Below are 26526 nucleotides of genomic sequence, written 5' to 3' on the forward strand. Positions count from 1 at the left end.
ATGGTACAACAAGAGTCAAGATTAAAAGTAGCAGATAACACTGGAGCTAAAGAAGTTTTAACTATCCGTGTTTTAGGAGGTACCAAAAGAAGGTATGCCTCTGTTGGTGACAAAATTGTAGTTTCTATCAAAGATACAGCACCTAACGGAAGCGTTAAAAAAGGAGCTGTTTCAACTGCAGTTGTTGTACGTACCAAAAAAGAAGTGAGAAGAGCTGATGGTTCTTATATCCGTTTCGATGACAATGCATGTGTTCTTTTGAATGCTGCAGGTGAAATGAGAGGAACTCGTGTTTTTGGTCCAGTAGCAAGAGAACTTCGTGAAAAACAATTCATGAAAATTGTATCATTAGCACCAGAAGTGCTTTAATTCGTTTTAAGATGATAAAGCTAAAAATAAAATCAGGTGACATCGTAAGAGTAATTGCTGGAGACCATAAAGGTGCTGAAGGTAAAGTATTGCGTGTGTACAAAGAGAAAAACAAAGCGATTGTTGAAGGTGTAAATATGGTTTCTAAACACACGAAACCAAGTGCAAAAAGCCCTCAAGGTGGTATTGTAAAGAAAGAAGCTTCTATACAAATATCTAACATCTCTTTAATTGATCCTAAAACTAAGGAAACAACTAGAGTTGGTATTAGAGTAGAAGGAGATAAGAAAGTAAGATTTTCAAAAAAATCTAATCAAGTACTATAGTAATGGCGTATATACCTAGACTAAAAGAAGAATATAAGAGCAGAGTAATCGCTGCTCTTAAAGAGGAATTCGGATACGTAAACGTAATGCAAGTTCCTAAATTGGAAAAAATCGTTTTAAGTAAAGGAGTTGGTGCAGCTGTATCTGATAAAAAACTAATTGACTATGCAGTTGATGAGTTAACAAAGATCACTGGACAGAAAGCAGTATCTACTATCTCTAAGAAAGACGTTGCGTCTTTTAAATTGAGAAAAGGGATGCCGATTGGAGCAAAAGTTACTTTGCGTGGAGAAAGAATGTATGAGTTTTTAGATAGACTTGTAACTTCAGCTTTGCCACGTGTTAGAGATTTTAGTGGTATCAAAGCTACTGGATTCGATGGAAGAGGTAATTACAATCTTGGTGTTTTAGAGCAAATCATTTTCCCAGAAATTGATATTGACAAAGTAAACAAAATATCAGGAATGGATATTACTTTTGTAACGTCTGCAAAAACGGATAAAGAAGCAAAGTCTCTATTAACAGAATTAGGATTACCTTTTAAAAAGAATTAAGACATGGCTAAAGAATCAATGAAAGCCCGCGAGGTTAAGAGAGAAAAAACAGTAGCTAAGTTTGCTGAGAAAAGAAAAGCTTTGTTAGAAGCTGGAGATTTCGTAGGTTTGCAAAAGTTACCGAAAAATGCTTCACCAGTTCGTTTGCACAATCGTTGTAAATTAACAGGTAGACCAAGAGGATATATGCGTCAATTCGGTCTTTCACGTGTTACATTTCGTGAAATGGCAAATAACGGATTGATTCCAGGTGTTAAAAAAGCATCTTGGTAATACGTAATTTTATTACGTTCTGATACAGACGCAACCTAGTTACGTCTGTATCATTCATATTTATAAACTGGTTTCAGGTTCGATGAATAGTTCATCGAAAACCAAAACCGCAAATTGATACATAATGTATACAGATCCTATTGCTGATTATTTGACAAGAGTTCGTAACGCTGTGGCTGCAAACCACAAAGTTGTAGAAATTCCTGCATCTAATCTAAAAAAAGAAATAACTAAGATCTTATTTGATCAAGGTTATATCTTGAGTTACAAATTTGAGGACAACGCTGTTCAGGGTTCAATCAAAATTGCTTTAAAGTATGATAAAGATACTAAAGAGCCGGTAATTAAAGATATCCAAAGAATTAGTAAACCAGGTTTACGTAAATATTCAAGTTCTTCATCTATTCCTAGAATCCTTAATGGATTAGGTATTGCTATCGTGTCAACTTCTAAAGGGTTAATGACTGGAAAGAAAGCAAAACAATTGAACGTAGGTGGTGAAGTTATTTGTTACGTATACTAATTTAAAGACTATATAAAGATGTCAAGAATAGGTAAAAGTCCGGTAACTATACCAGCTGGTGTAACTGTTGAAGTTGCAAATGGTATTATTACAGTAAAAGGAAAAAATGGTCAACTAACTCAGGAGTTTTCGGACGTTACTGTTACAGTTGAAGGCGATCAAGTTCAAGTAGAAAGATCGTCTGATCACAAAGACCAAAGAGCAAAACATGGTTTGTACAGATCTTTAATCAATAATATGATTATCGGTGTTACAGAAGGTTTTACAAAGTCATTAGAATTGGTAGGAGTTGGTTATAGAGCTTCAAATCAAGGACAAAAGTTAGATTTAGCACTTGGATTCTCTCACAATATAGTTTTAGAAATTGCTCCTGAAGTTACTTTAGAAACAATATCTGAAAAAGGTAAGAACCCTATAGTTAAATTAACATCATTTGACAAACAACTTTTAGGGCAAGTAGCTGCGAAAATCAGAGGTTTCCGTAAGCCAGAGCCGTATAAAGGAAAAGGTGTTAAATTTGTAGGTGAAGTATTAAGAAGAAAAGCAGGTAAATCAGCTTAAAAAATAAGATTATGTCATTAACAAAACCTGAAAGAAGACAAAGAATTAGATTCAGAATTAGAAAAACGATTAGTGGTACTGCTACAAATCCAAGACTATCTGTATTTAGAAGTAACAAAGAAATTTACGCTCAACTTATTGATGACGTAAACGGTGTTACTTTATTAGCAGCTTCTTCAAGAGAAAAAGAAATAGGTAACGGTACGAATATCGAAGTGGCTACAGCAGTTGGAAAACTAGTTGCTGAAAAAGCTTTAAAAGCCGGAATTGAGGTAGTAACTTTCGATAGAGGAGGTTATTTATATCACGGTCGTATTAAATCATTAGCGGAAGGCGCAAGAGCGGCTGGACTTAAATTCTAATATAGTATGTCTAATAGTAAATACAAGAATGTAGAGTTAGTAAAACCAAGTGGTCTTGAATTAAAAGATCGTTTGGTAAGTGTAAATCGTGTTACTAAGGTTACAAAAGGTGGTAGAGCTTTCGGTTTTTCTGCTATTGTAGTTGTAGGTGATGAAAATGGAGTGGTTGGACATGGTTTAGGGAAATCTAAAGACGTTTCTGAAGCAATTGCGAAAGCAGTAGAAGATGCTAAGAAAAATCTAGTTAAGATTCCTTTGAATGGTCTTTCAGTTCCTCACGAACAAAAAGGTAAATTTGGTGGTGCACGTGTTTTCTTAATTCCTGCCTCTCATGGTACTGGAGTTATTGCTGGTGGAGCTGTTCGTTCAGTTCTTGAATCAGTAGGGATTCATGATGTATTATCTAAATCACAAGGATCTTCAAATCCTCACAACGTAGTAAAAGCAACTTTTGATGCTTTATTACAAATGAGAAGTGCTTATGCTGTTGCAAAACAAAGAGGTGTTTCTTTAGAAAAAGTTTTTAAAGGTTAATTCAAGGAAATTATGGCTAAATTATTAGTAAAACAAGTTAGAAGCAAAATCAACTGTCCTCTTTCTCAAAAGAGAGGATTAGAAGCTTTAGGTCTACGTAAAATGGGACAAGTTGTAGAGCATGATTCAAACCCTACAATCCTTGGGATGATAAATAAAGTTAAACACTTAGTTTCTGTTGAAGAAACTAAATAACAAATACTGTTATGAATTTAAGTAACTTACAACCTGCTGAAGGTTCTACACACAATCAGAATAAAAGATTAGGTAGAGGAGAAGGTTCTGGAAAAGGTGGTACTTCTGCAAGAGGACACAAAGGAGCAAAATCTCGTTCTGGTTATTCTAAAAAGATTGGTTTTGAGGGAGGGCAAATGCCACTTCAAAGACGTGTGCCTAAGTTTGGTTTTACAAACATCAATCGTAAAGATTACGAAGGTGTAAATCTTGATACACTTCAACTTTTAGTTGATAATGGTGTTATTAAAGATACTGTTGATATGACAGTTTATGTTGCTAATCGTTTAGCTACTAAAAATGAAATCGTAAAGATTTTAGGTAGAGGTGAATTGACAGCAAAATTAAAAGTAACCGCTCACAAATTTACTGCTACTGCAAAAGCTGCTATTGAAGCTGCTGGTGGAGAAGCTGTAACAATGTAATTTTTCTATTAATATGAAGAAATTTATTGAATCAATAAGTAATGTTTGGAAAATTGAAGAACTTAAAAATAGAATCTTAATTACATTAGGATTACTTTTAGTTTATCGTTTTGGGGCGCAAGTTACCCTACCAGGCATTGATGCTACACAGTTAGGTAATTTAGCTGGGCAAACCAAAGAGGGAATTGGTTCAATTCTTGACATGTTTACTGGAGGTGCATTTTCTCAAGCGTCAGTTTTTGCTTTAGGAATTATGCCTTATATTTCTGCTTCAATTGTAGTTCAGTTAATGGGAATTGCTATTCCTTATTTACAAAAATTGCAAAGTGATGGAGAAAGCGGTAGAAAAAAGATTAATCAAATTACTCGTTGGTTGACAATTGGAATAACTTTAGTTCAAGGTCCAACTTACATCTATAATTTATATAGAACATTACCTAGTAATGCATTTTTATTGGGGTTCAATTCATTTGAATTCTTATTTTCTTCAGTAGTTATTTTAGTTACAGGTACAATTTTCGCCATGTGGTTAGGAGAGAAAATTACTGATAAGGGAATTGGAAATGGTATATCATTGTTGATTATGGTTGGTATTTTAGCTAGGCTACCACAAGCATTTATTCAGGAATTTACAACTAGGGTTACCAACAATAATGGTGGTCCAATGTTATTAGTTATTGAAATCATTGTTTGGTTACTAGTTATTATCTGTTGTGTACTCTTAGTTATGGCAGTTAGAAAAATACCTGTTCAGTATGCACGTCGTACAACTTCAGGTGATTTCGAGCAAGATATGCTTAATGGAAATAGACAATGGATTCCTTTAAAGCTTAATGCTTCTGGAGTTATGCCAATAATATTTGCACAAGCGATTATGTTTATACCAGCTGCTTTAGCCGGTTTGTCAAAATCAGATGCATCACAATCTGTCGTTGGTGCTTTTAGTAATATGTTTGGTTTTTGGTATAATTTTGTATTTGCAACTTTAATTATTGTCTTTACATTCTTTTACACGGCCATTACTGTTCCTACGAACAAAATGTCAGATGACTTGAAAAGAAGTGGTGGATTTATTCCAGGGATTCGTCCAGGAGTTGAAACCTCAGATTATCTTGACAAAGTGATGTCTTTAATAACTTTTCCAGGATCTTTATTTCTAGCTCTAATTGCTGTGTTCCCAGCAATAATTGTAAGTGTTATGGATGTTCAACAATCTTGGGCAATGTTTTTTGGAGGTACTTCATTAATAATTATGGTTGGAGTTGCCATAGATACAATGCAGCAAATCAATTCATATTTGTTGAACAAACATTATGATGGTTTAATGAAAAGTGGAAAAAATAGAAAAGCAGTAGCTTAACTTTATGGCAAAACAATCAGCAATAGAACAAGACGGGTCAATCATCGAAGCATTATCAAATGCGATGTTCCGTGTAGAGTTAGAGAATGGACATATTGTAATCGCCCATATTTCTGGAAAAATGCGTATGCATTATATCAAATTATTACCTGGTGATAAAGTGAAGCTAGAAATGAGCCCTTATGACTTGTCAAAAGCAAGAATTACTTATAGATATTAAAGGATATTCAAAATGAAAGTTAGAGCTTCAGTAAAAAAGAGAAGTCCCGAGTGCAAAATTGTGCGAAGAAAAGGGAGATTGTACGTAATAAACAAAAAGAATCCTAGATTTAAACAAAGACAAGGATAATTATGGCAAGAATAGCAGGGGTAGATATCCCAAAAAATAAGAGAGGTGTTATAGCACTTACCTATATCTTTGGATTAGGAAAAAGTAGAGCTATTGAGATTTTAGAAAAAGCTCAAGTTAGCCAAGATAAAAAAGTTCAAGATTGGAATGATGATGAGATCGGAGCAATTCGTGAAGCAGTATCAACTTTCAAAATTGAAGGAGAATTGCGTTCTGAGGTTTCTTTAAACATCAAACGTTTAATGGATATTGGATGTTATAGAGGTATCCGTCATAGAACTGGTCTTCCTTTAAGAGGACAAAGAACTAAAAACAACTCTAGAACAAGAAAAGGTAAAAGAAAAACTGTTGCTAACAAGAAAAAAGCAACTAAATAATAAGTAATATGGCTAAAGCAACTGCAAAAAAACGTAAAGTTATCGTTGAATCAACGGGAGAAGCTCATATTTCTGCTACTTTTAACAATATCATCATTTCTTTGACTAACAAAAAAGGTGAAGTTATTTCTTGGTCTTCGGCTGGAAAAATGGGCTTTAGAGGTTCTAAAAAGAATACTCCATATGCAGCTCAAATGGCAGCAGAAGATTGTAGTAAAGTAGCTCTTGAAGCTGGACTTAAAAAAGTTAAAGTTTATGTAAAAGGACCAGGAAACGGACGTGAGTCTGCTATTCGTTCTTTGCATAACGGTGGAATTGAAGTGACTGAGATTATCGATGTTACTCCAATGCCTCACAACGGATGTCGTCCTCCAAAAAGACGTAGAGTTTAATAATATATTTAAGTATAACTAGGTAGAATATACGATTATCGAAGGATATGACCTGAATTCATAATCTCTACCTTAATTTAATTTTTTAGAAATGGCAAGATATACTGGTCCAAAAACTAGAATTGCTCGTAAATTTGGCGAAGCAATCTTCGGAGATGATAAATCTTTCGAAAAAAGAAATTACCCACCTGGACAACACGGGATGGCTAAAAAAAGAGGAAAAAAATCTGAATATGCAATCCAGTTAATGGAAAAGCAAAAAGCTAAATATTCTTATGGAATTTTAGAAAAACAATTCAGAGGTTTATTCAAAAAAGCATCAGCTACTAAAGGTGTTACTGGTGAGGTTCTTTTACAATTATGTGAAGCAAGATTAGACAACGTTGTTTTTAGAATGGGTATCGCTCCTTCTAGAAGAGGCGCTAGACAATTAGTTTCTCACAGACATATCACTGTTAACGGTGATGTTGTAAATATCGCTTCTTACCACCTTAAACCTGGTGACAAAGTTGCAGTTCGTGAAAAATCTAAATCTTTAGAGGCTATCGAACGTTCTTTATCTAATTCAAGTCATGTTTATGAATGGATTACTTGGAATAATGACGTTAAAGAAGGTACTTTTGTTTCTGTACCTGCAAGACTTCAAATCCCAGAAAACATTAAAGAACAATTAATCGTAGAGTTGTACAACAAATAATAATTGACTTAGTCGAAATTTATGGCAATATTTAATTTTCAGAAGCCCGATAAAGTTATCATGATCGATTCAACCGATTTTGAAGGTAAATTTGAATTTAGACCTTTAGAACCTGGTTACGGATTGACCGTTGGTAATGCACTTAGAAGAGTTTTGCTTTCAGCATTAGAAGGTTATGCAATTACATCTGTTCGCATTGAAGGTGTAGATCATGAGTTTTCTACTATTTCAGGAGTTGTTGAAGACGTTACCGAAATTATTCTTAATCTTAAACAAGTACGTTTTAAACGCCAGATTGAAGATATAGATAATGAATCAGTTACTATTTCTGTTTCAGGTAAAGATCAATTGACAGCTGGTGATTTTCAAAAATTTATTTCAGGTTTCCAAGTTTTGAATCCAGAACTAGTTATCTGTAATTTAGATAGTAAAATCAAACTTAATTTCGACTTAACAATCGAAAAAGGTAGAGGATATGTTCCTGCTGAGGAGAATAAAAAACAGAATGCTGCTATTGGAACTATTTTTACAGACTCAATTTTTACTCCGGTAAAAAATGTAAAATACGCTATTGAAAACTTCCGTGTTGAGCAAAAAACAGATTATGAAAAATTAGTTTTTGAAATTAAAACTGATGGTTCAATCAATCCTAAAGATGCTTTAACTGAGGCTGCTAAAGTTCTAATTCACCATTTCATGTTGTTTTCTGACGAAAGAATTACACTTGAGGCTGACGAAATTGCACAAACAGAATCGTATGATGAAGAATCATTACATATGAGACAATTGCTTAAAACTAAGCTTGTAGATATGGATCTTTCTGTAAGAGCATTAAATTGCTTGAAAGCGGCTGAAGTTGATACACTTGGTGATTTAGTATCGTTCAATAAAAATGACCTAATGAAATTCCGTAATTTTGGTAAAAAATCTTTAACTGAGCTAGATGAACTTGTAGCCATTAAAAATTTAAACTTCGGTATGGATTTAGCGAAATACAAATTAGATAAAGAATAAATTACTTCATATTTTGATCTCCAAAACGGATAGCATCAAGATGAAAGTATAAAAAAACACGTCATGAGACACGGAAAAAAATTCAATCACTTAAGCAGACAGACAGCACATAGAAAATCTATGTTAGCTAATATGGCTTGTTCTCTTATCGAGCACAAACGTATTAACACTACTGTTGCTAAAGCAAAAGCGCTTAAACAATTTGTTGAGCCTTTAATAACAAAATCTAAATCTGATACGACTCACAATCGTCGTATCGTTTTTGCTTACTTACGTAGTAAATATGCGGTAACTGACTTGTTCAGAGACGTAGCTGCTAAAGTTGGTGACCGTCCAGGTGGATACACTCGTATCATTAAAGTTGGAAATCGTCTAGGAGATAATGCTGATATGGCAATGATCGAATTAGTAGATTTTAACGAACTTTACAATGGTGGTAAAAAAGAAGTTAAGAAAGCAAAAAGCCGTCGTGGTGCTAAAACTAAGAAGGCAGATGAAGCTACTGAAGCTCCAGCTGCTGAAACAGAAACTACTACTGACGCTGCTGAATAATTATGAAGATAATCATTCAATAAAAATTAAGGATAAGCTATTTATAGTTTATCCTTTTTTTTTGATTTTTTTTTTTAGCAGAAGTTTCAATTTCATAAGATAATTTGTCCTGCTCTTTGCTGTATCTTCTTAACCAAACACTGGGTAATAAGGATGCCGCTTCCATCAGGGCTAGGTTAGAAATTGTGCCATTCTAACAACTTTTATAAAGAAAGTTTAAAATTATATATTTTTTTATTTTTTTTGCTTTCACTATTTTATTAAATTAAATTTGCACCAGAATTGACTACAAATGTTACACGCATAGTGTGTCTCAAACAACCTTACAACATTTAGAAATAAACGAATGAAATACACAACAAGACAAAGCGCTATACTTCTACTAAGCGATGGAACTATTTTCCACGGGAAATCTATTGGTATCAGTGGAACTACTTTTGGAGAAGTTTGTTTTAATACAGGAATGACTGGTTACCAAGAAATTTTTACTGACCCTTCTTATTTTGGGCAGTTAATGGTAGCTACAAATGCACATATCGGAAATTATGGTGTGAATGATTCAGAAGTAGAATCAGAAAGTATCAAAATATCAGGTTTGGTTTGTAAAAACTTTAGTTTTAATTATTCTCGTGAAGATGCTTCAGGAAGTTTAGAGGATTATTTTACTAAACAAAATCTCATATGCATTTCTGATGTAGATACTAGAGCATTGGTTAGCTATATCCGTGACAACGGAGCTATGAATGCAGTAATTTGCACAGATGGAACTTCTGTTGCTGATCTAAAAACAGCTTTAGCCAACGTTCCCGATATGAAAGGTTTAGAATTAGCTTCTAAAGTTTCTACTAAGGAACCCTATTTTTACGGAGAAGAGAATGCTACTTATAAAATCTCAGCACTTGATTTAGGAATAAAAACGAACATACTACGTAATCTAGCTAAAAGAGATTGTTACATTAAGGTTTTTCCTTATGATTCAACGTATCAAGATTTAGCATCATTCAACCCAGATGGTTATTTTTTATCGAATGGACCTGGTGATCCAGAGCCACTTTCTGGTGCTATTCAAGTAGCTAAAGAAATACTTGAAAATAATAAACCTTTATTTGGTATATGTCTTGGACATCAAGTGATTGGTTTAGCGAATGGAATTTCTACTTATAAAATGTTCAACGGACATAGAGGTATTAATCATCCAGTAAAAAATATTATTACAGGAAAAGGGGAAATTACTTCTCAAAACCATGGTTTTGCTGTAAATAAAGAAGAATTAGAAGCTAATGATGATTTCGAAATTACGCATCTTCATCTTAATGATGGAACAGTAGCAGGTATGAGAATGAAAAATAAAAACTGTTTCTCAGTTCAATATCACCCAGAAGCTAGCCCAGGTCCTCATGATTCTTCTTATTTATTTGATGAATTTATTAAGAATCTAAAAAGATAATTTCAGTTATTATTTTTACAAAAGACAGATTTAGGATTGACTCTATTTGATTCAATCCTAAAATGTATAAAAACTAACCAGATTACATCTATAATTTCTTTTTTGAATCTATTTTTACTTTTAATAGTTTAAACAGATTAATTGTAAATAATTTACAACGTTTTCGTTAATAAGATTCGTAGTTTTCATAAAATCAATCAAAATAGATAGGATATATTTGTAATTTAAATATAAAACGAAGTATTATGAGTATAATTATAAAAATTCACGCAAGGCAAATTTTTGATTCAAGAGGTAACCCTACAATTGAAGTAGATGTAATTACAGATAATGGAATTTTAGGTAGAGCGGCAGTACCATCTGGTGCTTCTACAGGCGAACATGAAGCAGTAGAATTACGCGATGGAGGAAAAGCCTATTTAGGAAAAGGAGTTTTGAATGCAGTGAAAAATGTAAATACCATTATTGCTGAGGAACTTTTGGGAGTTTCTATTTTTGAACAAAATTTAATTGATCAAATGATGATTGATTTAGACGGAACTTCAAATAAATCGAATCTAGGTGCTAATGCTATTTTAGGGGTTTCACTTGCTGTAGCAAAAGCTGCTGCAAATGAATTAGGATTGCCTTTATACAGATACGTTGGTGGTGTTTCAGCAAATACATTACCTGTGCCTATGATGAATATCATTAATGGAGGATCGCATTCTGATGCGCCAATTGCTTTTCAAGAATTTATGATCTTCCCGGTTAAAGCAACTTCATTTTCTCAAGCTATGCAAATGGGAACTGAAATTTTTCATAGTTTGAAAAAAGTACTTCATGATAGAGGTCTTTCGACTGCTGTAGGTGATGAAGGAGGTTTTGCGCCAAATCTTCCTGGTGGAACTGAAGATGCGATTGATACTATCAAAAAAGCGGTTGAAAACGCTGGTTATAGTTTTGGAGATGAAATCATGATCGCTTTAGATTGTGCCGCTGCAGAGTTCTATGTAAATGGTAAATATGATTATTCTAAATTCGAAGGTGAAACTGGAAAAGTTAGGTCGTCTTCAGAGCAAGTTGATTATTTAGCTGAATTAGTAGCGAAATATCCAATCATTTCTATTGAAGACGGTATGGATGAAAATGACTGGGATGGTTGGAAATTATTGACTGAAAAAATTGGTGGTAAAGTACAATTAGTAGGTGATGATTTATTTGTAACTAACGTAGAGCGTTTGTCAACAGGTATTGAAAAAGGAATTGCTAATTCTATCCTTATTAAAGTAAACCAAATTGGAACTTTGACAGAAACTATTGCGGCGGTTAATATGGCTAAAAATGCTGGGTATACCTCTGTGATGTCGCACCGTTCAGGAGAAACTGAAGATAATACTATTGCAGATTTAGCGGTTGCATTGAACTGTGGTCAGATAAAAACTGGTTCTGCTTCTCGTTCCGATAGAATGGCAAAATACAATCAGTTATTAAGAATAGAAGAAGAGTTAGGTGATACTGCTTATTTCCCGGGCAAAAATGCATTTAAAATAAAATAAAACTTTAAACATAGTACTTAACTTATAAAAAACCTGCCCTCCAAAAGAGGGTGGGTTTTTTATTATATTTAACATATTGAAGGTACAATTCTCTTTTTATTTAATGTTAAATTCCTTAGATTTGGTAAATTATTATTTTTAAAAGTTTATTCCAATTATATGATGTCAAAAACAGCAATATTAGAGGTTGATAGCGAGAAATTTGAACTGCCTATTGTTACAGGTAGTGAGAATGAAGTAGCTATTGACATTAGCAAATTACGTGATTTATCAGGTATGATAACTCTAGATCCAGGTTATAAAAATTCAGGTTCATGTACTAGTAAAATTACTTTCTTAGATGGAGAATTGGGTATACTTCGATATAGAGGTTATGCAATTGAAGATTTAGCAGAAAAAGGACATTTTCTTGAGGTTTCGTATTTAGTTATTTTTGGAGAATTACCAACTGCAGTTCAGTTAGAGCAATTTGAAAAAGATATTAGAAGATATACCTTAGTTAATGAAGAAATGAAAAGCATCATTGATGGTTTTCCTAAAACGGCTCATCCTATGGGCGTTTTAGCTGCTTTGACTAGTGCTTTAACTGCTTTCAATCCAAAGTCTGTAAATGCAGAGAATGAGAAAGAGATGTATGAGGCTGTTTGTAAAACGATGGGTAAATTTTTAGTTATTGCAACATGGACTTATAGAAAAAGTATGGGTTATCCTTTAAATTATTACGATAATACAAAAGGATATGTTCAAAACTTTATGAGATTGATGTTTGAGCTACCTAATGAGCCTTACAAACCAAACCAAATTGTTATTGATGCGTTAGATAAATTATTTATTCTTCATGCAGATCACGAACAAAATTGTTCTACTTCTACTGTAAGAATGGTAGGTTCTTCTCATGCAGGTTTATTCGCTTCTATTTCTGCTGGAGTTTCAGCACTTTGGGGACCTTTACATGGAGGTGCTAATCAAGCTGTTCTTGAGATGTTAGAAGAAATTCACAGAACAGGTGGAGATGCAGATAAATATTTAGCTAAAGCCAAAGATAAAAATGATCCATTCCGTTTAATGGGATTTGGACATAGAGTTTATAAAAATTTCGATCCAAGAGCAAAAATTATTAAAAAAGCAGCGGATGAAGTTTTATCAACTTTAGGTGTTAATGATCCAATTCTTGCAATTGCAAAAAAACTGGAAGAATCAGCATTAGTTGATGATTATTTCGTTTCAAGAAAATTATATCCAAACGTAGATTTTTATTCAGGAATTATATACAGAGCTTTAGGTATTCCTACTGATATGTTTACAGTAATGTTCGCTATTGGTCGTTTACCAGGTTGGATTGCACAATGGAAAGAAATGCGTGAAAATAAAGAGCCAATTGGAAGGCCAAGACAAATTTATACAGGTCATCCTTTAAGAGATTTTAAAGAATCCGATAAAAGATAATTTCAAATGTAAAAGCTTCACTAATTAGTGAAGCTTTTTTATATTTGCTAAAATCCAAAATGATGTTAAAACTAAATATAAATAACGAAAGTTCAAGACTTAGAGCAGTAGTACTGGGTTCGGCGGTTAGTAGTGGGCCTGTACCCGAAGTAGCCGAGGCTTACGATCCCAAATCATTAGAGCATATTTTAGCGGGTACTTATCCAAAAGAGCAAGATATGATCAATGAAATGCAAGCTTTTAAAAATGTTTTACAAAAATACGATGTAGCTGTGTATCGTCCAGAAAATATTGAAAATTACAATCAGATATTTACAAGAGACATTGGTTTTGTTATTGAAGACATTTTTGTAAAATCAAATATATTGCCCAATAGAGAACTAGAAATAGATGCGATACAGTATATCATTGATCAAATAGATCCTAAAAAAGTGGTACGTCCACCGTCTGAAGTTCATATAGAAGGTGGTGATGTTATGCTTTGGAACGATTATATTTTTATAGGGACTTATAAAGGAAGTGATTATAAAGATTATATTACAGCAAGAACAAATATGTTAGGGGTTCAGTATATTAGAGACTTGTTCCCTCACAAAATTGTCAAGGAATTCGACTTAGTTAAATCAAAAATAGAAGCTCGTGATAATGCCTTGCATTTAGATTGTTGTTTTCAGCCATTAGGTAATAATAAGGCAATTATATATAAAAATGGTTTTCGCGAAGAAGCCGATTATCTGTTTTTAGTCAATCTTTTTGGAAAAGAAAATTTATTTCAAATTACTAGAGATGAAATGTATGATATGAATTCTAATGTGTTTTCTATTGATACTAATGTCGTTGTTTCCGAAAGAAATTTTACTCGTTTAAACAATTGGTTGCGAGAAAACGGATTTATTGTAGAAGAAATTCCATATGCAGAAATTGCAAAGCAAGAAGGTTTATTAAGATGTTCTACTTTGCCATTAATTAGAGATTAATTTAACAATGATGAACATTGCTAGATGTCATTATTACCAATAATAAAATTATGAAACAAACAACAAATTCTATATTAATGATTCGCCCAGTTGCGTTTCGTATGAATGAACAAACGGCAGTAAATAACTATTATCAAAAAGTGCTAGATGGGCTTTTGCCTGCTACTGTAAATGCAAAAGCGCAACAAGAGTTTGATGTTTTTGTAGAGAAATTACAAGCTGTAGGAGTAGATGTTACTGTGGTGGATGATACTTTAAATCCGGATACTCCTGATAGTATTTTCCCGAATAACTGGATTTCTTTCCATGAAAATGGAGATGTAGCACTGTATCCAATGTTTGCTGTAAATCGCCGTCAAGAACGTAGAGAAGAAATTCTAGATATGCTGGAAGAGAAGGGATTTATGATTCAAAATATTGTAGATTATACTTCTGCAGAAGAAGATGGTTTCTTTCTGGAAGGGACAGGAAGCTTACTTCTGGATAGAGCGAATAGCAAAGCATATTGTGCTTTATCACCACGTGCAGATGAAGAGCTCTTTATTGAATTCTGTGAAGATTTTGATTATGCGCCAGTAATCTTTGAAGCTTTTCAAACGGTTGATTCAGAACGCAAATTAATTTACCATACTAATGTAATGATGTGTTTGGGAGAAACTTTTGCTGTTATTTGTATGGATTGCATTGATGATAAAAAAGAACGTAAAATGGTTCTTGATAATCTCAAGGAAAATAATAAAGAAGTTATTTTGATTTCAGAAGATCAGGTAAATAATTTTGCAGGAAACATGCTTGAAGTTAGAGGAACAAACGACAAAAGGTATTTGGTGATGAGTGCAGCTGCGCATCAATCTTTGACTTCAAAACAAATTACACAGTTAGAAAAACATGCCGAAATATTGAGTTCTAGTTTAGACACAATTGAAGCTTGCGGAGGTGGAAGCGCCAGATGTATGATGGCAGAAATTTTCTTGCCAAGAAATTAAATTTAAAAGCCCTATCTCGTTTATTTAACTTGATAGGGCTTCTAAATTTACTATTACAAATTAGTCTTTATAATATTAATAATGGCGCTTACAATATATTGTATGCCTATCGCAATAACTATAAAACCAACGATTCTAGAAATAGCTACTATTCCTGATGCTCCTAGAATTTTTGCTAAATAATGAGCGCTCCTAAGAATGATAAAGATTGTAAAAGCGATAGCAAGAATTGCTAAAGAAGAAACAATAATCTCTACTGTTTCGTTGTGTTCTTGATAAAAAGCAATAAGAAGAGAAATAGATCCTGGGCCAGCCAACATTGGGATTGCAAGCGGTGTTAAGGCAATGTCATTTCTTTTTTGTGCGTCAGTTTCTGCTTTTTTGTTAATACCTCTCTTTTTATTGAATTTTCCTGAAAGTAATGAGAATCCAGAGTTCACAATGATAATTCCTCCGGCAATTCTTAAAGCATCTATGCTAATTCCAAAGAAAATCAATACATATTGGCCGATAAAAAAAGAAACAATAAGAATGATAAATACATTTATCGCTGTCCATAAAGAAATTCTTGAACGTTCTTTTTTAGTGTCATTTTGAGTTAATCCTACAAAAATAGGCACTGTGCCAATAGGGTTTAACACCGAAAAAAGAGCTACAAAAAGATAAATAAATAAATCCATGTTTTGTTTTTTATGATAGCAAAAATACTCTTTTTTTACTTTTTAACGTTAACCTAATGTTTTTTATTGACTTATAAGTAATCCTTAAAATAGTTTAACCAACAATCCTTTTTGCTTACTTTTGTGCAATACAATTCTATAAAATGATAAAGAGTAAAAAAACTTTAGTTCTTGGCGCTACTACAAAGCCAGACAGATATGCTTTTAAAGCGATAACAATGTTGGTTGATAAAGGACACTCAGTGCTTGCATTAGGTCAGAACGCTGGTGAAGTGGCTGGAATAAAAATTCAAACGAAAGCTATTCCAATAAAAAACATTGATACGGTTACTTTATATTTAAATCCAACCCGCCAACGTGATTATTATAATTACATCGTAGAGGTAAAACCGAAACGTGTTATTTTTAATCCTGGTACCGAAAATCCAGAATTCTATCAGTTATTAAAATTAAATGATATTAAGGTAGAAATAGCTTGTACATTAGTATTGTTGACTACAAATCAATATTAAATTTCAATATTTTTTTAATCTTAATGATACGGTCAGTATTCTTGTTTCTTTATTTTAAGCAATAAAGAGATAAGAATATTGGTTTTGTTATTAACTGACCTAATTATTGTGTTAAATTCTTTTTACTGAGAGTTACAACTTCATCAAAAAAATTTTTTGTTTTATACTATAAGTGAACATTAGAATCGGGTTTTTGATATTATATTTAGGATTAATAAAAAAAGAAATACCAAAATTGAAGTGTTTTAATTCCTATTTTCTTTTACAAATTGATTTGAAATTTCAACTCTTATATTGTTCAAAGAATATTGTTAGACATTTTATTTTAAAAAAGTATCCATTAGATTTTCCTTTCAAATACAACTCCAGTTTTTAAAATAACTATTTTTCAAATTCATTACTTTTGTAATTATGGAATTTTCATCAAAATTAATAGAAAAAGCAGTTAATGAAATGTCTCAGTTACCAGGAATAGGTAAGCGAACCGCATTGCGATTGGTTTTACATTTATTAAAACAACCCAAAGATCAAACTGTATTTTTGTCACAAGCGCTAGTTGCGATGCGACAAGATATAAAGTATTGCGGGAGTTGTCACAATATTTCGGACAGTATTTTATGTGAAATCTGCGCTAATAATAATCGCAATCATCAATTAATCTGTGTTGTTGAAGACATACGCGATGTTATGGCCATCGAAAATACAGGCCAATTTAGAGGGATTTATCATGTTCTGGGAGGGAAAATTTCACCAATTGACGGGGTTGGTCCGAGTCAATTGAATATAAATTCATTAGTAGAAAAAGTAAAATCAGGCACAGTTCAGGAAATTATTTTTGCGTTAAGTTCGACTATGGAAGGGGATACTACTAATTTTTATATTTACAAACAAATTGCGGAATCTGAAATAATCATATCTACCATTGCAAGAGGAATCTCAGTGGGTGATGAACTAGAATATGCGGATGAAGTAACACTCGGAAGAAGTATTTTGCAAAGAATTCCGTTTGAAAAAGGGTTTAAAAATAATTAATCTATTTTAAAGAATAGTGATGCTTTAAATTCGTAAATGAAAAGCTATATTTGTTGCTTAATAAAAACAGTAAAAATGAGCAAATACGTACTCTGTTTGTCGCTAATTATAGGTCTGATGGTTTCGTCTTGCATACCAACCAAAGATTTAATTTATCTTCAGAAAAAAGATAATGCACAGCCAGAAGAAATTATTTCTGCTGTCGAATCTAAACCGTATCGTTTGCAAATTAATGATGTTTTGAGCATTACTATAAAAGCGATTGATCCTAAATTAGTGAGTATTTTTAATACAACAAATAATGAAGCTTCAGCGGGTAAATCTGAAACAGGATTATATTTTGATGGTTTTACAGTGGATGATCATGGAAATATTAGAATCCCAGTATTAGGAAATATAAATGTAATTGGATATACGTTAGATGAAGTTAGACAATTTGTAGAAAAGCAATTATTAGCCGAATATTTTAATAAAGAGGCCAATATTTTTGTCACTGTAAAATTGGCTGGTTTTCGATATACGATCAACGGAGAAATTGGAACTCCAGGTACTAAGACCTTGTTTCAGGAGCATTTAAATATTATGGAAGCTATTGCAAATGCTGGCGATATTACAATTACAGGAAATAGGAAAGCAGTTACTATTATGCGAAAAACACCAACTGGTGTCGAGATGCATGACTTAGATCTCACGGATATTAATGTAATGAAATCTCCCTATTATTACTTGCAACCCAATGATTATGTCTATATTAAGCCCTTAAAACAAAAGACTTGGGGAACGGGGAAAACGGGAATAGAATCTTTGGGGACTATTATTACCTTATTGTCTTTGGCAACAACGACTTTTTTGTTGTTAAAAAAATAAAAACCTTACATAGAAAATGTTAGATATAAAAGATTTTTCAATTTTTGAAAATCAAGTCAATTTTGACTTCAAAGGGTTTTTGATTAAAATTGTAAGCTATTGGAAATGGTTTTTAATTTGTTTAATAATCACTTTTACAATTGCGTACCAAGTCAACGTACGCAAAGAAAAAATTTATGCCATGGAAACGCTTATTTCTGTCAAAGAAGAAAGCAATCCACTTTTTACCTCAAATACCAGCCTAGTTTTTAATTGGGGTGGAACATCAGATCAGGTACAAACTATTTCAACAACTTTACAGTCTAGATCGCATAATGAGTTAGTGGTAGATAAGCTCCAGTTTTATATTGATTATTTAGTTCAAGGAAAATACAATTTAATAGATGCTTATGGTGCCGTTCCTTTTTACGTGGCAATCGATAAGTCAAAGGGACAACTTGTTGGAAATCTAATTGGCATTAAGTTTTTAAGTGAAAATGAATATGAACTTAGAATTCCATTTGCTACATCAAATGTATCTATATTAACTTATTCTACTAATTCCTACAGCAATACAGCTGTTGAAATTGGTGATTTCGTAAAAAAATATAAAGTAGGTGAGTCAGTGTCGTTGCCTTTTTTGAATTGGAAATTACAAATAAATGACAATCCAGGTTTTTATAAAGGCAAAGAATACTTTGTTCGTTTTAATGATTATGACGGGACAGTTTCTAGTTATAAAGGGATTGGAGTTCGATCTGATGACAAAGGAGGTTCTATTATAACCTTGTCGATGCAAGGGAATAATAAAGCAAGAATGGTAGAATACCTGAATGCTACTGTAAAAATGCTGATCAAAAGGCAATTGGATAGTAAGAATCAGTTTGCTACGAATACGATTTCCTTTATAGATAGTACTTTGGTGGCTATGGAGTCTCAATTGAAAGAGACCGGAAATGAATTAAAGAGTTTTAGGAAAGGCAAAAATATTTACGATGTTGAGGATGGTGGAGTAAAATTCTCAGAAAAAATAGTTGAATTTGACGTCAAAAAGGACGAGGTAAATCGCAAAATTGCCTATTATAATTCTTTAAAATCCTACCTAAAAAATAGTGTCAATTATGCAAAACTTCCAGCGCCATCAGTGGCAGGAATCGAAGATCCAAATATTGTTGTCAATGTTTCAAAATTAATAGCGCTATCTGCTCAAAGATCTGAAATGGCCTATGCCGTAAAAAGCGAAAAGATATTTAGTGATTTTGATAATCAAATGGAGGCTGTAAAAAATGTTCTTCTAGAAAATATTGCTAGCGCCAAGGCTTCTTTGCAGTATGATTTGGCTATGATCAGTAGTAAGATAAACGAAACTGAAAGTACAATAAAGCAACTTCCAGAGGATCAGCAAGAATTAATTAAAATTAAAAGGAAATATGATTTAAGCGACAATATTTACAGCACTTTTCTTCAAAAACGAAGTGAAGCAGATATTGTCAAAGCAGCAAATTTATCAGACATTCACTTTATTGACCCCGCAAAAGATGTTGGAGGTAGTTTAATTGGCCCAAAAACTTCTGCAAATTATGTATTAGCATTATTCTTAGGAATACTGATCCCCTTGATTTTTATTTTTGCAATTTTCTTTATTAATAATTCAGTTCAAAACGCTGAAGATATTAGTAAAATGACAAAAATACCATTAATAGGTGTGGTTGGAATCAATAAAGAAAATACAAATCTAGCGGTATTTGATAAACCCAAATCGGCTTTGTCAGAATCCTTTAGAGCCATTCGATCCTCACTTCAGTTTCTTTATAAAAAACAAAATGTAGATGGGGCAAAAACTTTAATGATTACATCGTCAATAAGTGGCGAAGGAAAAACTTTTTGTTCTATAAATATAGCAACAGTATTTGCTTTAAGTGAAAAAAAGACAGTTATAATTGGACTTGATTTGCGTAAGCCAAAATTGGCTGCTGAGTTTAATTTATCTAATGATGTTGGGGTTGTTAATTATCTAATTAAGCAAAAAACGGTGGAAGAAATTACCAACCAAACTCATATTCCTTATTTAGATGTGATTCTATCCGGTCCAGTTCCTCCAAATCCTGCAGAACTAATTATTAGTGAAAGAATGGGAGAACTGATTGAAGAATTAAAAGGTAAGTACGATTACATTATTCTAGACACACCACCGGTTGGTTTAGTTTCGGATGCGTTAGAACTCGTACAATATGCTGATGTTACACTTTATATTGTAAGACAAAATTTCACTAAAAAAGAAATGATTACCTTATTAAATAATAGAGTAAAACGAGGGGAGTTGAATAATACCAGTATAATTTTGAATGGTCTAGAAAACAAAGCGAAGTACGGCACTGGTTATGGCTATGGTTACGGCTATGGTGCTTATGCAAATGGATATTATGAAGATGATAAGCCAATGACGACATACCAAAAGATTGTAAAAAAGATTATAAAAAAATAAACTCAGTATCGATTATCTCAAAAGTAAAAATATGGAAGAGAGCAAACAAAAAATTATTTTAATTACTGGTGGTGCGGGTTTTATAGGCTCAAATCTTTGTGAGTATTTTTTATCTAAGGATAATAAAGTAGTCTGTTTAGATAATTTTGCTACCGGACACAGACATAATTTAAAAGATTGCATCAATCATCCTGATTTTACTTTAATAGAAGGGGATATACGTAATCTTTCGGATTGTATAACTGCCGTTCAAGGAGTAGATTATGTTTTGCATCAAGCCGCTTTAGGATCTGTGCCAAGATCTTTAAATGATCCTATTACTACAAATGATGTTAATGTAAGCGGTTTTTTGAATATGCTTGTTGCTGCTAGAGATGCAAAAGTTAAACGATTTGTATATGCAGCGAGTTCTTCTACTTATGGGGATTCAGTTGCCCTACCAAAAGTAGAAGAGGTAATTGGTAATCCGCTTTCTCCTTATGCAATTACCAAATATGTAAATGAGTTGTATGCTCAAATTTTTAGCACTACGTACGGTCTAGAAACAATTGGTCTCCGTTATTTTAATGTTTTTGGAAGAAAACAAGATCCAAATGGCGCGTACGCTGCTGTTATTCCAAAATTTGTGATGCAATTAATGCAACACGAAAGTCCTAAAATTAATGGCGATGGTAATTATTCTCGTGATTTTACTTATATCGATAATGTAATTCAAATGAATGAACTGGCGATGCTAACCCAAAATCCTGAAGCAATCAATTCCATTTACAATACGGCTTATGGAGATAGAAATACATTAAATAACTTAATACATTATTTAAAAGAATTTTTATCAGAATACGATCCAGAAATAGCCAATATTAAGATTGAGTATGGTCCAAATAGAGCAGGAGATATTCCGCATTCCTTAGCAAGTATTGACAAAGCAAAAAAAATGATGGGGTATAATCCACAATTTTCTATGCAAGAAGGTCTAAAACAAGCTGTTGAATGGTATTGGAACAATTTAAAATAAAAAATAATACACAAATACGATGTTGCTGGAGCTGAATAAGATGATGTAGCTTTTTCTTTAAATAAAAAGAAAAGAAGGTTAGTTGACACTCTAAGTAGAAAATTAAAAATTGAATTAAAAAAATGGGAATTACAAAAATTTGTTGCATCGGAGCAGGATATGTAGGCGGACCTACTATGGCAGTAATAGCACAAAAATGTCCGCACATTCAAGTCACAGTTGTCGATTTGAATACAGAGCGTATTGCGGCGTGGAATGATGCAGATTTAAGTAATATTCCCATTTATGAGCCCGGTTTAGACAGTATAGTTGGTGAAGCTAGAGGTAGAAATTTATTTTTTTCAACCGATGTGGATAAAGCGATAGAGGAAGCTCAGATTATTTTTATATCCGTAAATACACCTACTAAAACCTATGGTAAAGGCAAAGGAATGGCAGCTGATTTAAAATACATAGAACTTTGTGCCAGACAGATTGCAAGAGTAGCGAAAGACAATAAAATTGTAGTCGAAAAATCGACACTTCCTGTAAGAACTGCAGAAGCGATAAAGAGCATCTTGGACAACACTGGGAATGGGGTACAATTTCAGATTTTGTCTAATCCAGAATTCCTTGCTGAAGGAACTGCGGTTCAAGACTTATTGAATCCCGATCGAATTCTAATTGGTGGTGATGCCACTTTTGAAGGACAAAAAGCAATTCAATCTTTAGTAGACGTTTATTCTAACTGGGTTGATACGGATAAAATATTGACTACAAACGTTTGGTCCTCTGAGTTGTCAAAGCTAACTGCAAATGCTTTTTTAGCACAACGAATTTCTTCGATCAATGCAATGTCTGCCTTGTGTGAAAAAACAGGAGCTGATGTAAATGAGGTAGCAAAAGCAATTGGTATGGACAGTAGAATTGGATCTAAATTCCTAAAAGCATCTGTTGGTTTTGGAGGTTCTTGTTTTCAAAAAGATATATTAAATTTGGTTTACATAGCTAAATCTTATGGTTTGAATGAAGTTGCTGATTATTGGGAGCAGGTAATAATAATGAATGACCATCAAAAAAGAAGGTTCTCAAATAAGATCGTTCAAACGCTATATAACACAGTATCGGATAAAAAAATTGCCTTTTTGGGATGGGCATTCAAAAAAGATACGAATGATACTAGAGAATCTGCCGCTATTTACGTAGCAGATGATTTGATAAATGAACATGCCAATATTGCTGTTTATGATCCTAAAGTTTCAAGTGAAAAAATACTGAATGATTTAAATTATTTAGAGACAAGATCATCAGTTGCAAATGCAAGTAGTATTACCTCTTTCTTAAATCCTTATGAAGCATGTAAAAATGCTCATGCGATAGCAATTCTTACCGAATGGGATGAATTTCAAACCTATGATTGGCAGAAAATTTATAATGCGATGCAAAAACCCGCGTTTATTTTTGATGGAAGAAATTTGTTAAATGGTGCAGCGTTACGCGAGATTGGTTTTGTATATCAAAATATAGGTTCGTAAATTTGATTGGGCTATTTTGTGTAAAAATGGTTTATACAGCAAATAAAATAAAGTTTTTATAGTTTATAGTAAGTGGTGCAATTAGTTTCAGAGCACAACAAAAAAAGATAAAGCATGAATTGGTATGTAGTTTATACAAAGCCCAGATGGGAAAAAAAAGTTGCAGAACAATTACAAAAAAATGGAATAGAATGTTATTGTCCATTGGTCACACAAATAAAACAATGGTCTGATCGAAAGAAAAAAGTAGAGGTGCCTTTATTTAATTCTTATGTTTTTGTAAAATTAGAAGAGGCAGATCGAAATACAATATTTCAATCCTCTGGAGTAGTACGTTATCTGTTTTGGTTAGGCAAACCAGCAATTGTAAGAGAGGAAGAGATAACTATTATAAAAAAATGGCTTGATACTTCTGATGTTGCTGATGTAATGGTAGAATATTATAAAATTGGCGATGAAATACAATTAGTATCTGGGCCTTTTACGGATCAAAAAGCGATTGTGCAAGAAGTTAAAAACACCCATTATGTTTTGGTTTTAGAATCATTGGGATGTGTTTTGAAGATGAAAAAAAATAGTCTAGTTTGAAACCGTTGATAGTGTGAAAAGGATCTTTATCCATTTTATTTATTTTAAAATAAAGGATTTATGATTAGGATGTCCGTTTCAAAAAAATGTTCAAATAGCTTACTTTAAAAATCGAAAGTATAAATACGAGTAATCGGGATAGATATTATTTTAAACAAATGAAATTAAATTTAAGAATAGCTGTAATAGGTCTTGGTTACGTAGGATTGCCATTAGCTCGTCTATTTGCGACAAAGCATAGTGTGGTTGGGTTTGATATCAATGAAAAACGAGTTTCAGAATTAAAGTTAGCAAACGATACAACACTTGAGATCAGTGTGGATTCACTAAAAGAAGTGCTAAAAGATAAAACAAGTAGTTCAAATGGTTTGTATTGTTCTACTAATATTTTAGACATACAAGACTGCAACTATTATATTGTTACAGTCCCAACACCAGTAGATAAAAACAATCGTCCCGATTTAACACCCTTGTATAAATCGAGTGAAACGGTGGGCAAAGTATTAAAAAAAGGAGATATTGTTGTTTATGAATCTACTGTTTATCCTGGAGTCACAGAGGAAGAATGTGTTCCTGTTTTAGAACGAATTTCAGGTCTAAAATTTAATTTTGATTTTTTTGTTGGTTATTCACCAGAACGAATTAATCCGGGAGACAAAGAACATACCGTTGATAAAATATTAAAAGTTACTTCGGGTTCGACTCCAGAAATTGGGCAAAAAGTAAATGAATTATACCAATCCGTTATTACTGCTGGAACACACTTAGCACCTTCGATAAAGGTTGCAGAAGCAGCCAAAGTGATAGAAAATTCTCAACGCGATATCAACATAGCTTTCGTAAATGAATTAGCTAAAATATTCAATCTTATGGATATTGATACCTACGCAGTACTAGAAGCAGCCGGAACGAAATGGAATTTTTTACCATTCAAACCCGGATTAGTGGGCGGACATTGTATTGGTGTAGATCCTTATTATTTAGCCCAAAGAGCACAAGAGTTTGGCTACCATCCAGAGATTATTCTGGCAGGAAGACGATTAAATGATAGTATGGGCGAGTATATCGCTTCGCAAATCGTTAAATTGATGATTAAGAAAGGGATTTCTGTTAATGGAGCGCGTATTTTGATGTTAGGAATCACATTTAAAGAAAACTGTCCCGATGTTCGAAATACTAAAATAGTAGATGTGATTGCTGCTCTTCAAGATTATGAAATAGCAATTACTATTTACGATCCTCTAGCTGATCCAGCTGCCGTTTATCAAGAATATAAATTGGAAACAACCAATGTTTTACCGAACGAAAAGTTTGACGCTGTAGTTTTAGGTGTGGCTCATGAAGCGTTTTTAAACTTAGACCTTAAGCATCTGCAACATCCCAATAGTATCGTATACGATGTAAAAGGAGTTTTAGGAGATTCCGTTGATGGACGATTGTAGTTTGCACAAAAAATAATAGTAGTTTCATAAAAACAAACAAACCTATAAAGTTATAGTATGGAAAACCATTCAATTACACACGTTATACTTACAGGAGGAGTGGGAAGCCGTTTGTGGCCTTTATCACGAAAGAGTAAACCGAAACAATACCTAGATATTTTTGACGGAAAGTCACTGTTTGAAATGACTGTAGATCGAAACCGTAATATTGCGGATAAAGTTATGGTGGTTGGTAATATTGATAATTGTCATTTAAGCAAAAATGTATTAGAGAAATCAGACACAGCTTATATTGATATTATCGAATCAACTCCAAGAAATACTGCTGCCGCAATTGCCTTTGCTGCTTTTGCGTCGAACGATGATGATATTCTTATTGTCACACCTTCAGACCATATTATTGGTCAAATGCAATTGTACGAAGACGCTATTCAAGAAGCAATAGAAAAGGCTTCTAAAGGTTTTATTGTAACATTCGGAATTGTTCCCACTAAACCAGAAACAGGATATGGATATATTGAACGCAAAGGAGATAATGTAGTTTCTTTTAGGGAAAAGCCTAATCAGGTTTCGGCACGTGATTTTATTGCTAAAGGGAACTTCCTTTGGAACAGTGGTATGTTTTGTTTTAAAGCGTCTGTTTTTCTGGAGGAATTAAAAGTATATGCACCAGAAGTGTATGAAACATCTAAATTAGCCTGGGAAAACCATAAGGACGGTAATTTAGACTTAGAACTTTCGTTAAATATCCCTTCGATCAGTGTGGACTATGCGATAATGGAACGTTCCAAAAAAATAAAAGTAGTTTCTTCTCATTTTGAATGGTCAGATTTAGGTTCTTTCGAATCAGTATACGATTATTTAATTAGCATTGGACATCCAGTAGATGAAAACGGGAATATGGTTATAGGAACTAATAATTATACGGCTTTTATTGGCATCAAGGATACTATTTTTGTGCATACGGACACTGCTAATTTAATCCTGAAAAAAGAATTTTCTCAAGACGTAAAAAGTGTTTACAATGCGCTGGAACGAGATCAGTCGGATTTGTTAAATTAAAAAATAGATTTTTGAAAATTTCATTTAAAACACGGCCACTATTTTTTTATTGAA

General features: G+C 33.0%; 33 protein-coding genes. 32 read left to right on the plus strand and 1 reads right to left on the minus strand.

The window, feature by feature from the left end:
* The 23 genes from rplN (at position 1) to ctlX (ending at position 15296) form a co-directional block, all read left to right on the plus strand.
* Positions 1 to 369 (plus strand): 50S ribosomal protein L14, encoded by a 369-nt coding sequence (gene rplN, locus J3S90_RS06630; RefSeq protein WP_026717863.1) that lies wholly within the window; start codon positions 1 to 3, stop codon positions 367 to 369.
* 11 nt (positions 370 to 380) lie between these two features.
* Positions 381 to 695 carry a 50S ribosomal protein L24 gene (gene rplX / locus J3S90_RS06635; RefSeq protein ID WP_188049962.1) on the plus strand — a complete coding sequence of 105 codons (315 nt, stop codon included), beginning with the start codon at positions 381 to 383 and terminating at the stop codon, positions 693 to 695.
* 2 nt (positions 696 to 697) lie between these two features.
* Positions 698 to 1249 (plus strand): 50S ribosomal protein L5, encoded by a 552-nt coding sequence (gene rplE / locus J3S90_RS06640; RefSeq protein ID WP_121925769.1) that lies wholly within the window; start codon positions 698 to 700, stop codon positions 1247 to 1249.
* Positions 1250 to 1252: 3 nt separating this feature from the next.
* Positions 1253 to 1522: a 30S ribosomal protein S14 gene (rpsN, locus tag J3S90_RS06645; RefSeq protein WP_188049963.1), complete on the plus strand. Its 270-nt coding sequence runs from the start codon at positions 1253 to 1255 to the stop codon at positions 1520 to 1522.
* 124 nt (positions 1523 to 1646) lie between these two features.
* Positions 1647 to 2045 carry a 30S ribosomal protein S8 gene (gene rpsH / locus J3S90_RS06650; protein WP_121925770.1) on the plus strand — a complete coding sequence of 133 codons (399 nt, stop codon included), beginning with the start codon at positions 1647 to 1649 and terminating at the stop codon, positions 2043 to 2045.
* A gap of 18 nt (positions 2046 to 2063) precedes the next feature.
* A complete protein-coding gene (gene rplF / locus J3S90_RS06655) occupies positions 2064 to 2606 on the plus strand; it encodes a 50S ribosomal protein L6 (RefSeq protein WP_121925771.1) in 543 nt (180 codons plus the stop codon).
* 11 nt (positions 2607 to 2617) lie between these two features.
* On the plus strand, positions 2618 to 2968 hold the full coding sequence (rplR, locus tag J3S90_RS06660) for a 50S ribosomal protein L18 (RefSeq protein ID WP_121925772.1): 351 nt from the start codon (positions 2618 to 2620) through the stop codon (positions 2966 to 2968).
* A gap of 6 nt (positions 2969 to 2974) precedes the next feature.
* On the plus strand, positions 2975 to 3502 hold the full coding sequence (rpsE, locus tag J3S90_RS06665; protein WP_121925773.1) for a 30S ribosomal protein S5: 528 nt from the start codon (positions 2975 to 2977) through the stop codon (positions 3500 to 3502).
* Positions 3503 to 3514: 12 nt separating this feature from the next.
* Positions 3515 to 3697: a 50S ribosomal protein L30 gene (rpmD, locus tag J3S90_RS06670; RefSeq protein ID WP_166138180.1), complete on the plus strand. Its 183-nt coding sequence runs from the start codon at positions 3515 to 3517 to the stop codon at positions 3695 to 3697.
* An 11-nt stretch (positions 3698 to 3708) separates the two neighbouring features.
* The gene (gene rplO, locus J3S90_RS06675) at positions 3709 to 4161 is read left to right on the plus strand and encodes a 50S ribosomal protein L15 (RefSeq protein WP_066081007.1); all 453 of its coding nucleotides are present in this window, start codon (positions 3709 to 3711) and stop codon (positions 4159 to 4161) included.
* Between the two features lie 13 nt (positions 4162 to 4174).
* Positions 4175 to 5521: a preprotein translocase subunit SecY gene (gene secY / locus J3S90_RS06680; protein WP_188049964.1), complete on the plus strand. Its 1347-nt coding sequence runs from the start codon at positions 4175 to 4177 to the stop codon at positions 5519 to 5521.
* Between the two features lie 4 nt (positions 5522 to 5525).
* Complete coding sequence (infA, locus tag J3S90_RS06685; protein ID WP_007136545.1) at positions 5526 to 5741, plus strand: translation initiation factor IF-1; 216 nt, start codon at positions 5526 to 5528, stop codon at positions 5739 to 5741.
* 12 nt (positions 5742 to 5753) lie between these two features.
* Positions 5754 to 5870 carry a type B 50S ribosomal protein L36 gene (ykgO, locus tag J3S90_RS06690; RefSeq protein WP_008992256.1) on the plus strand — a complete coding sequence of 39 codons (117 nt, stop codon included), beginning with the start codon at positions 5754 to 5756 and terminating at the stop codon, positions 5868 to 5870.
* A gap of 2 nt (positions 5871 to 5872) precedes the next feature.
* Entirely contained in the window at positions 5873 to 6247 is a 375-nt protein-coding gene (rpsM, locus tag J3S90_RS06695) for a 30S ribosomal protein S13 (RefSeq protein ID WP_161644169.1), read from the plus strand.
* Positions 6248 to 6255: 8 nt separating this feature from the next.
* Positions 6256 to 6639, plus strand: a complete 384-nt coding sequence (gene rpsK, locus J3S90_RS06700; protein WP_024981527.1) for a 30S ribosomal protein S11 — start codon at positions 6256 to 6258, stop codon at positions 6637 to 6639.
* A 91-nt stretch (positions 6640 to 6730) separates the two neighbouring features.
* Positions 6731 to 7336: a 30S ribosomal protein S4 gene (rpsD, locus tag J3S90_RS06705; RefSeq protein WP_188049965.1), complete on the plus strand. Its 606-nt coding sequence runs from the start codon at positions 6731 to 6733 to the stop codon at positions 7334 to 7336.
* A 21-nt stretch (positions 7337 to 7357) separates the two neighbouring features.
* Positions 7358 to 8350 (plus strand): DNA-directed RNA polymerase subunit alpha, encoded by a 993-nt coding sequence (locus tag J3S90_RS06710; RefSeq protein WP_035668087.1) that lies wholly within the window; start codon positions 7358 to 7360, stop codon positions 8348 to 8350.
* A gap of 63 nt (positions 8351 to 8413) precedes the next feature.
* Entirely contained in the window at positions 8414 to 8902 is a 489-nt protein-coding gene (gene rplQ / locus J3S90_RS06715; protein ID WP_188049966.1) for a 50S ribosomal protein L17, read from the plus strand.
* A 346-nt stretch (positions 8903 to 9248) separates the two neighbouring features.
* Positions 9249 to 10349 carry a glutamine-hydrolyzing carbamoyl-phosphate synthase small subunit gene (carA, locus tag J3S90_RS06720; protein ID WP_210645564.1) on the plus strand — a complete coding sequence of 367 codons (1101 nt, stop codon included), beginning with the start codon at positions 9249 to 9251 and terminating at the stop codon, positions 10347 to 10349.
* A gap of 245 nt (positions 10350 to 10594) precedes the next feature.
* Complete coding sequence (gene eno / locus J3S90_RS06725) at positions 10595 to 11887, plus strand: phosphopyruvate hydratase (RefSeq protein ID WP_210645565.1); 1293 nt, start codon at positions 10595 to 10597, stop codon at positions 11885 to 11887.
* Positions 11888 to 12049: 162 nt separating this feature from the next.
* The gene (locus J3S90_RS06730; RefSeq protein ID WP_210645859.1) at positions 12050 to 13333 is read left to right on the plus strand and encodes a citrate synthase; all 1284 of its coding nucleotides are present in this window, start codon (positions 12050 to 12052) and stop codon (positions 13331 to 13333) included.
* A gap of 62 nt (positions 13334 to 13395) precedes the next feature.
* Entirely contained in the window at positions 13396 to 14310 is a 915-nt protein-coding gene (locus tag J3S90_RS06735; protein WP_210645860.1) for a dimethylarginine dimethylaminohydrolase family protein, read from the plus strand.
* Positions 14311 to 14360: 50 nt separating this feature from the next.
* On the plus strand, positions 14361 to 15296 hold the full coding sequence (ctlX, locus tag J3S90_RS06740; RefSeq protein ID WP_188049969.1) for a citrulline utilization hydrolase CtlX: 936 nt from the start codon (positions 14361 to 14363) through the stop codon (positions 15294 to 15296).
* 53 nt (positions 15297 to 15349) lie between these two features.
* Here the strand turns inward: ctlX and J3S90_RS06745 are convergent, their stop codons facing one another.
* Positions 15350 to 15976 carry a MarC family NAAT transporter gene (locus tag J3S90_RS06745; protein WP_188049970.1) on the minus strand — a complete coding sequence of 209 codons (627 nt, stop codon included), beginning with the start codon at positions 15974 to 15976 and terminating at the stop codon, positions 15350 to 15352.
* A 146-nt stretch (positions 15977 to 16122) separates the two neighbouring features.
* Between J3S90_RS06745 and J3S90_RS06750 the strand changes: the two genes are divergently transcribed.
* The 9 genes from J3S90_RS06750 to J3S90_RS06790 all read left to right on the plus strand — a co-directional run bounded on the left by J3S90_RS06750 (position 16123) and on the right by J3S90_RS06790 (position 26472).
* Entirely contained in the window at positions 16123 to 16488 is a 366-nt protein-coding gene (locus J3S90_RS06750; protein ID WP_210645861.1) for a CoA-binding protein, read from the plus strand.
* A gap of 411 nt (positions 16489 to 16899) precedes the next feature.
* Positions 16900 to 17520, plus strand: coding sequence for a recombination mediator RecR (gene recR / locus J3S90_RS06755; protein ID WP_188049971.1), 621 nt, complete (start codon positions 16900 to 16902; stop codon positions 17518 to 17520).
* A 75-nt stretch (positions 17521 to 17595) separates the two neighbouring features.
* Positions 17596 to 18387 (plus strand): polysaccharide biosynthesis/export family protein, encoded by a 792-nt coding sequence (locus tag J3S90_RS06760; RefSeq protein WP_210645566.1) that lies wholly within the window; start codon positions 17596 to 17598, stop codon positions 18385 to 18387.
* A 16-nt stretch (positions 18388 to 18403) separates the two neighbouring features.
* Positions 18404 to 20851: a polysaccharide biosynthesis tyrosine autokinase gene (locus J3S90_RS06765; protein WP_210645567.1), complete on the plus strand. Its 2448-nt coding sequence runs from the start codon at positions 18404 to 18406 to the stop codon at positions 20849 to 20851.
* 31 nt (positions 20852 to 20882) lie between these two features.
* Positions 20883 to 21866 (plus strand): SDR family oxidoreductase, encoded by a 984-nt coding sequence (locus J3S90_RS06770; protein ID WP_210645568.1) that lies wholly within the window; start codon positions 20883 to 20885, stop codon positions 21864 to 21866.
* A 122-nt stretch (positions 21867 to 21988) separates the two neighbouring features.
* A complete protein-coding gene (locus tag J3S90_RS06775; RefSeq protein WP_210645569.1) occupies positions 21989 to 23380 on the plus strand; it encodes a UDP-glucose 6-dehydrogenase in 1392 nt (463 codons plus the stop codon).
* Positions 23381 to 23494: 114 nt separating this feature from the next.
* Complete coding sequence (locus tag J3S90_RS06780) at positions 23495 to 23968, plus strand: UpxY family transcription antiterminator (protein WP_188049976.1); 474 nt, start codon at positions 23495 to 23497, stop codon at positions 23966 to 23968.
* Positions 23969 to 24126: 158 nt separating this feature from the next.
* Positions 24127 to 25410 carry a nucleotide sugar dehydrogenase gene (locus tag J3S90_RS06785; protein WP_210645570.1) on the plus strand — a complete coding sequence of 428 codons (1284 nt, stop codon included), beginning with the start codon at positions 24127 to 24129 and terminating at the stop codon, positions 25408 to 25410.
* Positions 25411 to 25467: 57 nt separating this feature from the next.
* Positions 25468 to 26472 carry a mannose-1-phosphate guanylyltransferase gene (locus J3S90_RS06790; protein ID WP_188049978.1) on the plus strand — a complete coding sequence of 335 codons (1005 nt, stop codon included), beginning with the start codon at positions 25468 to 25470 and terminating at the stop codon, positions 26470 to 26472.
* Positions 26473 to 26526 lie beyond the last annotated feature (54 nt).

The organism is Flavobacterium flabelliforme (assembly GCF_017948675.1).
GTDB lineage: Bacteria > Bacteroidota > Bacteroidia > Flavobacteriales > Flavobacteriaceae > Flavobacterium > Flavobacterium pygoscelis.

Excerpts from the sequence above, each read along its gene's own strand:
- rplN (WP_026717863.1), top strand. The coding sequence starts at position 1 with ATGGTACAACAAGAGTCAAGATTAAAAGTAGCAGATAACACTGGAGCT.
- rplX (WP_188049962.1), top strand. The coding sequence starts at position 381 with ATGATAAAGCTAAAAATAAAATCAGGTGACATCGTAAGAGTAATTGCT.
- rplE (WP_121925769.1), top strand. The coding sequence starts at position 698 with ATGGCGTATATACCTAGACTAAAAGAAGAATATAAGAGCAGAGTAATC.
- rpsN (WP_188049963.1), top strand. The coding sequence starts at position 1,253 with ATGGCTAAAGAATCAATGAAAGCCCGCGAGGTTAAGAGAGAAAAAACA.
- rpsH (WP_121925770.1), top strand. The coding sequence starts at position 1,647 with ATGTATACAGATCCTATTGCTGATTATTTGACAAGAGTTCGTAACGCT.
- rplF (WP_121925771.1), top strand. The coding sequence starts at position 2,064 with ATGTCAAGAATAGGTAAAAGTCCGGTAACTATACCAGCTGGTGTAACT.
- rplR (WP_121925772.1), top strand. The coding sequence starts at position 2,618 with ATGTCATTAACAAAACCTGAAAGAAGACAAAGAATTAGATTCAGAATT.
- rpsE (WP_121925773.1), top strand. The coding sequence starts at position 2,975 with ATGTCTAATAGTAAATACAAGAATGTAGAGTTAGTAAAACCAAGTGGT.
- rpmD (WP_166138180.1), top strand. The coding sequence starts at position 3,515 with ATGGCTAAATTATTAGTAAAACAAGTTAGAAGCAAAATCAACTGTCCT.
- rplO (WP_066081007.1), top strand. The coding sequence starts at position 3,709 with ATGAATTTAAGTAACTTACAACCTGCTGAAGGTTCTACACACAATCAG.
- secY (WP_188049964.1), top strand. The coding sequence starts at position 4,175 with ATGAAGAAATTTATTGAATCAATAAGTAATGTTTGGAAAATTGAAGAA.
- infA (WP_007136545.1), top strand. The coding sequence starts at position 5,526 with ATGGCAAAACAATCAGCAATAGAACAAGACGGGTCAATCATCGAAGCA.
- ykgO (WP_008992256.1), top strand. The coding sequence starts at position 5,754 with ATGAAAGTTAGAGCTTCAGTAAAAAAGAGAAGTCCCGAGTGCAAAATT.
- rpsM (WP_161644169.1), top strand. The coding sequence starts at position 5,873 with ATGGCAAGAATAGCAGGGGTAGATATCCCAAAAAATAAGAGAGGTGTT.
- rpsK (WP_024981527.1), top strand. The coding sequence starts at position 6,256 with ATGGCTAAAGCAACTGCAAAAAAACGTAAAGTTATCGTTGAATCAACG.
- rpsD (WP_188049965.1), top strand. The coding sequence starts at position 6,731 with ATGGCAAGATATACTGGTCCAAAAACTAGAATTGCTCGTAAATTTGGC.
- J3S90_RS06710 (WP_035668087.1), top strand. The coding sequence starts at position 7,358 with ATGGCAATATTTAATTTTCAGAAGCCCGATAAAGTTATCATGATCGAT.
- rplQ (WP_188049966.1), top strand. The coding sequence starts at position 8,414 with ATGAGACACGGAAAAAAATTCAATCACTTAAGCAGACAGACAGCACAT.
- carA (WP_210645564.1), top strand. The coding sequence starts at position 9,249 with ATGAAATACACAACAAGACAAAGCGCTATACTTCTACTAAGCGATGGA.
- eno (WP_210645565.1), top strand. The coding sequence starts at position 10,595 with ATGAGTATAATTATAAAAATTCACGCAAGGCAAATTTTTGATTCAAGA.
- J3S90_RS06730 (WP_210645859.1), top strand. The coding sequence starts at position 12,050 with ATGTCAAAAACAGCAATATTAGAGGTTGATAGCGAGAAATTTGAACTG.
- J3S90_RS06735 (WP_210645860.1), top strand. The coding sequence starts at position 13,396 with ATGTTAAAACTAAATATAAATAACGAAAGTTCAAGACTTAGAGCAGTA.
- ctlX (WP_188049969.1), top strand. The coding sequence starts at position 14,361 with ATGAAACAAACAACAAATTCTATATTAATGATTCGCCCAGTTGCGTTT.
- J3S90_RS06745 (WP_188049970.1), bottom strand. The coding sequence starts at position 15,976 with ATGGATTTATTTATTTATCTTTTTGTAGCTCTTTTTTCGGTGTTAAAC.
- recR (WP_188049971.1), top strand. The coding sequence starts at position 16,900 with ATGGAATTTTCATCAAAATTAATAGAAAAAGCAGTTAATGAAATGTCT.
- J3S90_RS06760 (WP_210645566.1), top strand. The coding sequence starts at position 17,596 with ATGAGCAAATACGTACTCTGTTTGTCGCTAATTATAGGTCTGATGGTT.
- J3S90_RS06765 (WP_210645567.1), top strand. The coding sequence starts at position 18,404 with ATGTTAGATATAAAAGATTTTTCAATTTTTGAAAATCAAGTCAATTTT.
- J3S90_RS06770 (WP_210645568.1), top strand. The coding sequence starts at position 20,883 with ATGGAAGAGAGCAAACAAAAAATTATTTTAATTACTGGTGGTGCGGGT.
- J3S90_RS06775 (WP_210645569.1), top strand. The coding sequence starts at position 21,989 with ATGGGAATTACAAAAATTTGTTGCATCGGAGCAGGATATGTAGGCGGA.
- J3S90_RS06780 (WP_188049976.1), top strand. The coding sequence starts at position 23,495 with ATGAATTGGTATGTAGTTTATACAAAGCCCAGATGGGAAAAAAAAGTT.
- J3S90_RS06785 (WP_210645570.1), top strand. The coding sequence starts at position 24,127 with ATGAAATTAAATTTAAGAATAGCTGTAATAGGTCTTGGTTACGTAGGA.
- J3S90_RS06790 (WP_188049978.1), top strand. The coding sequence starts at position 25,468 with ATGGAAAACCATTCAATTACACACGTTATACTTACAGGAGGAGTGGGA.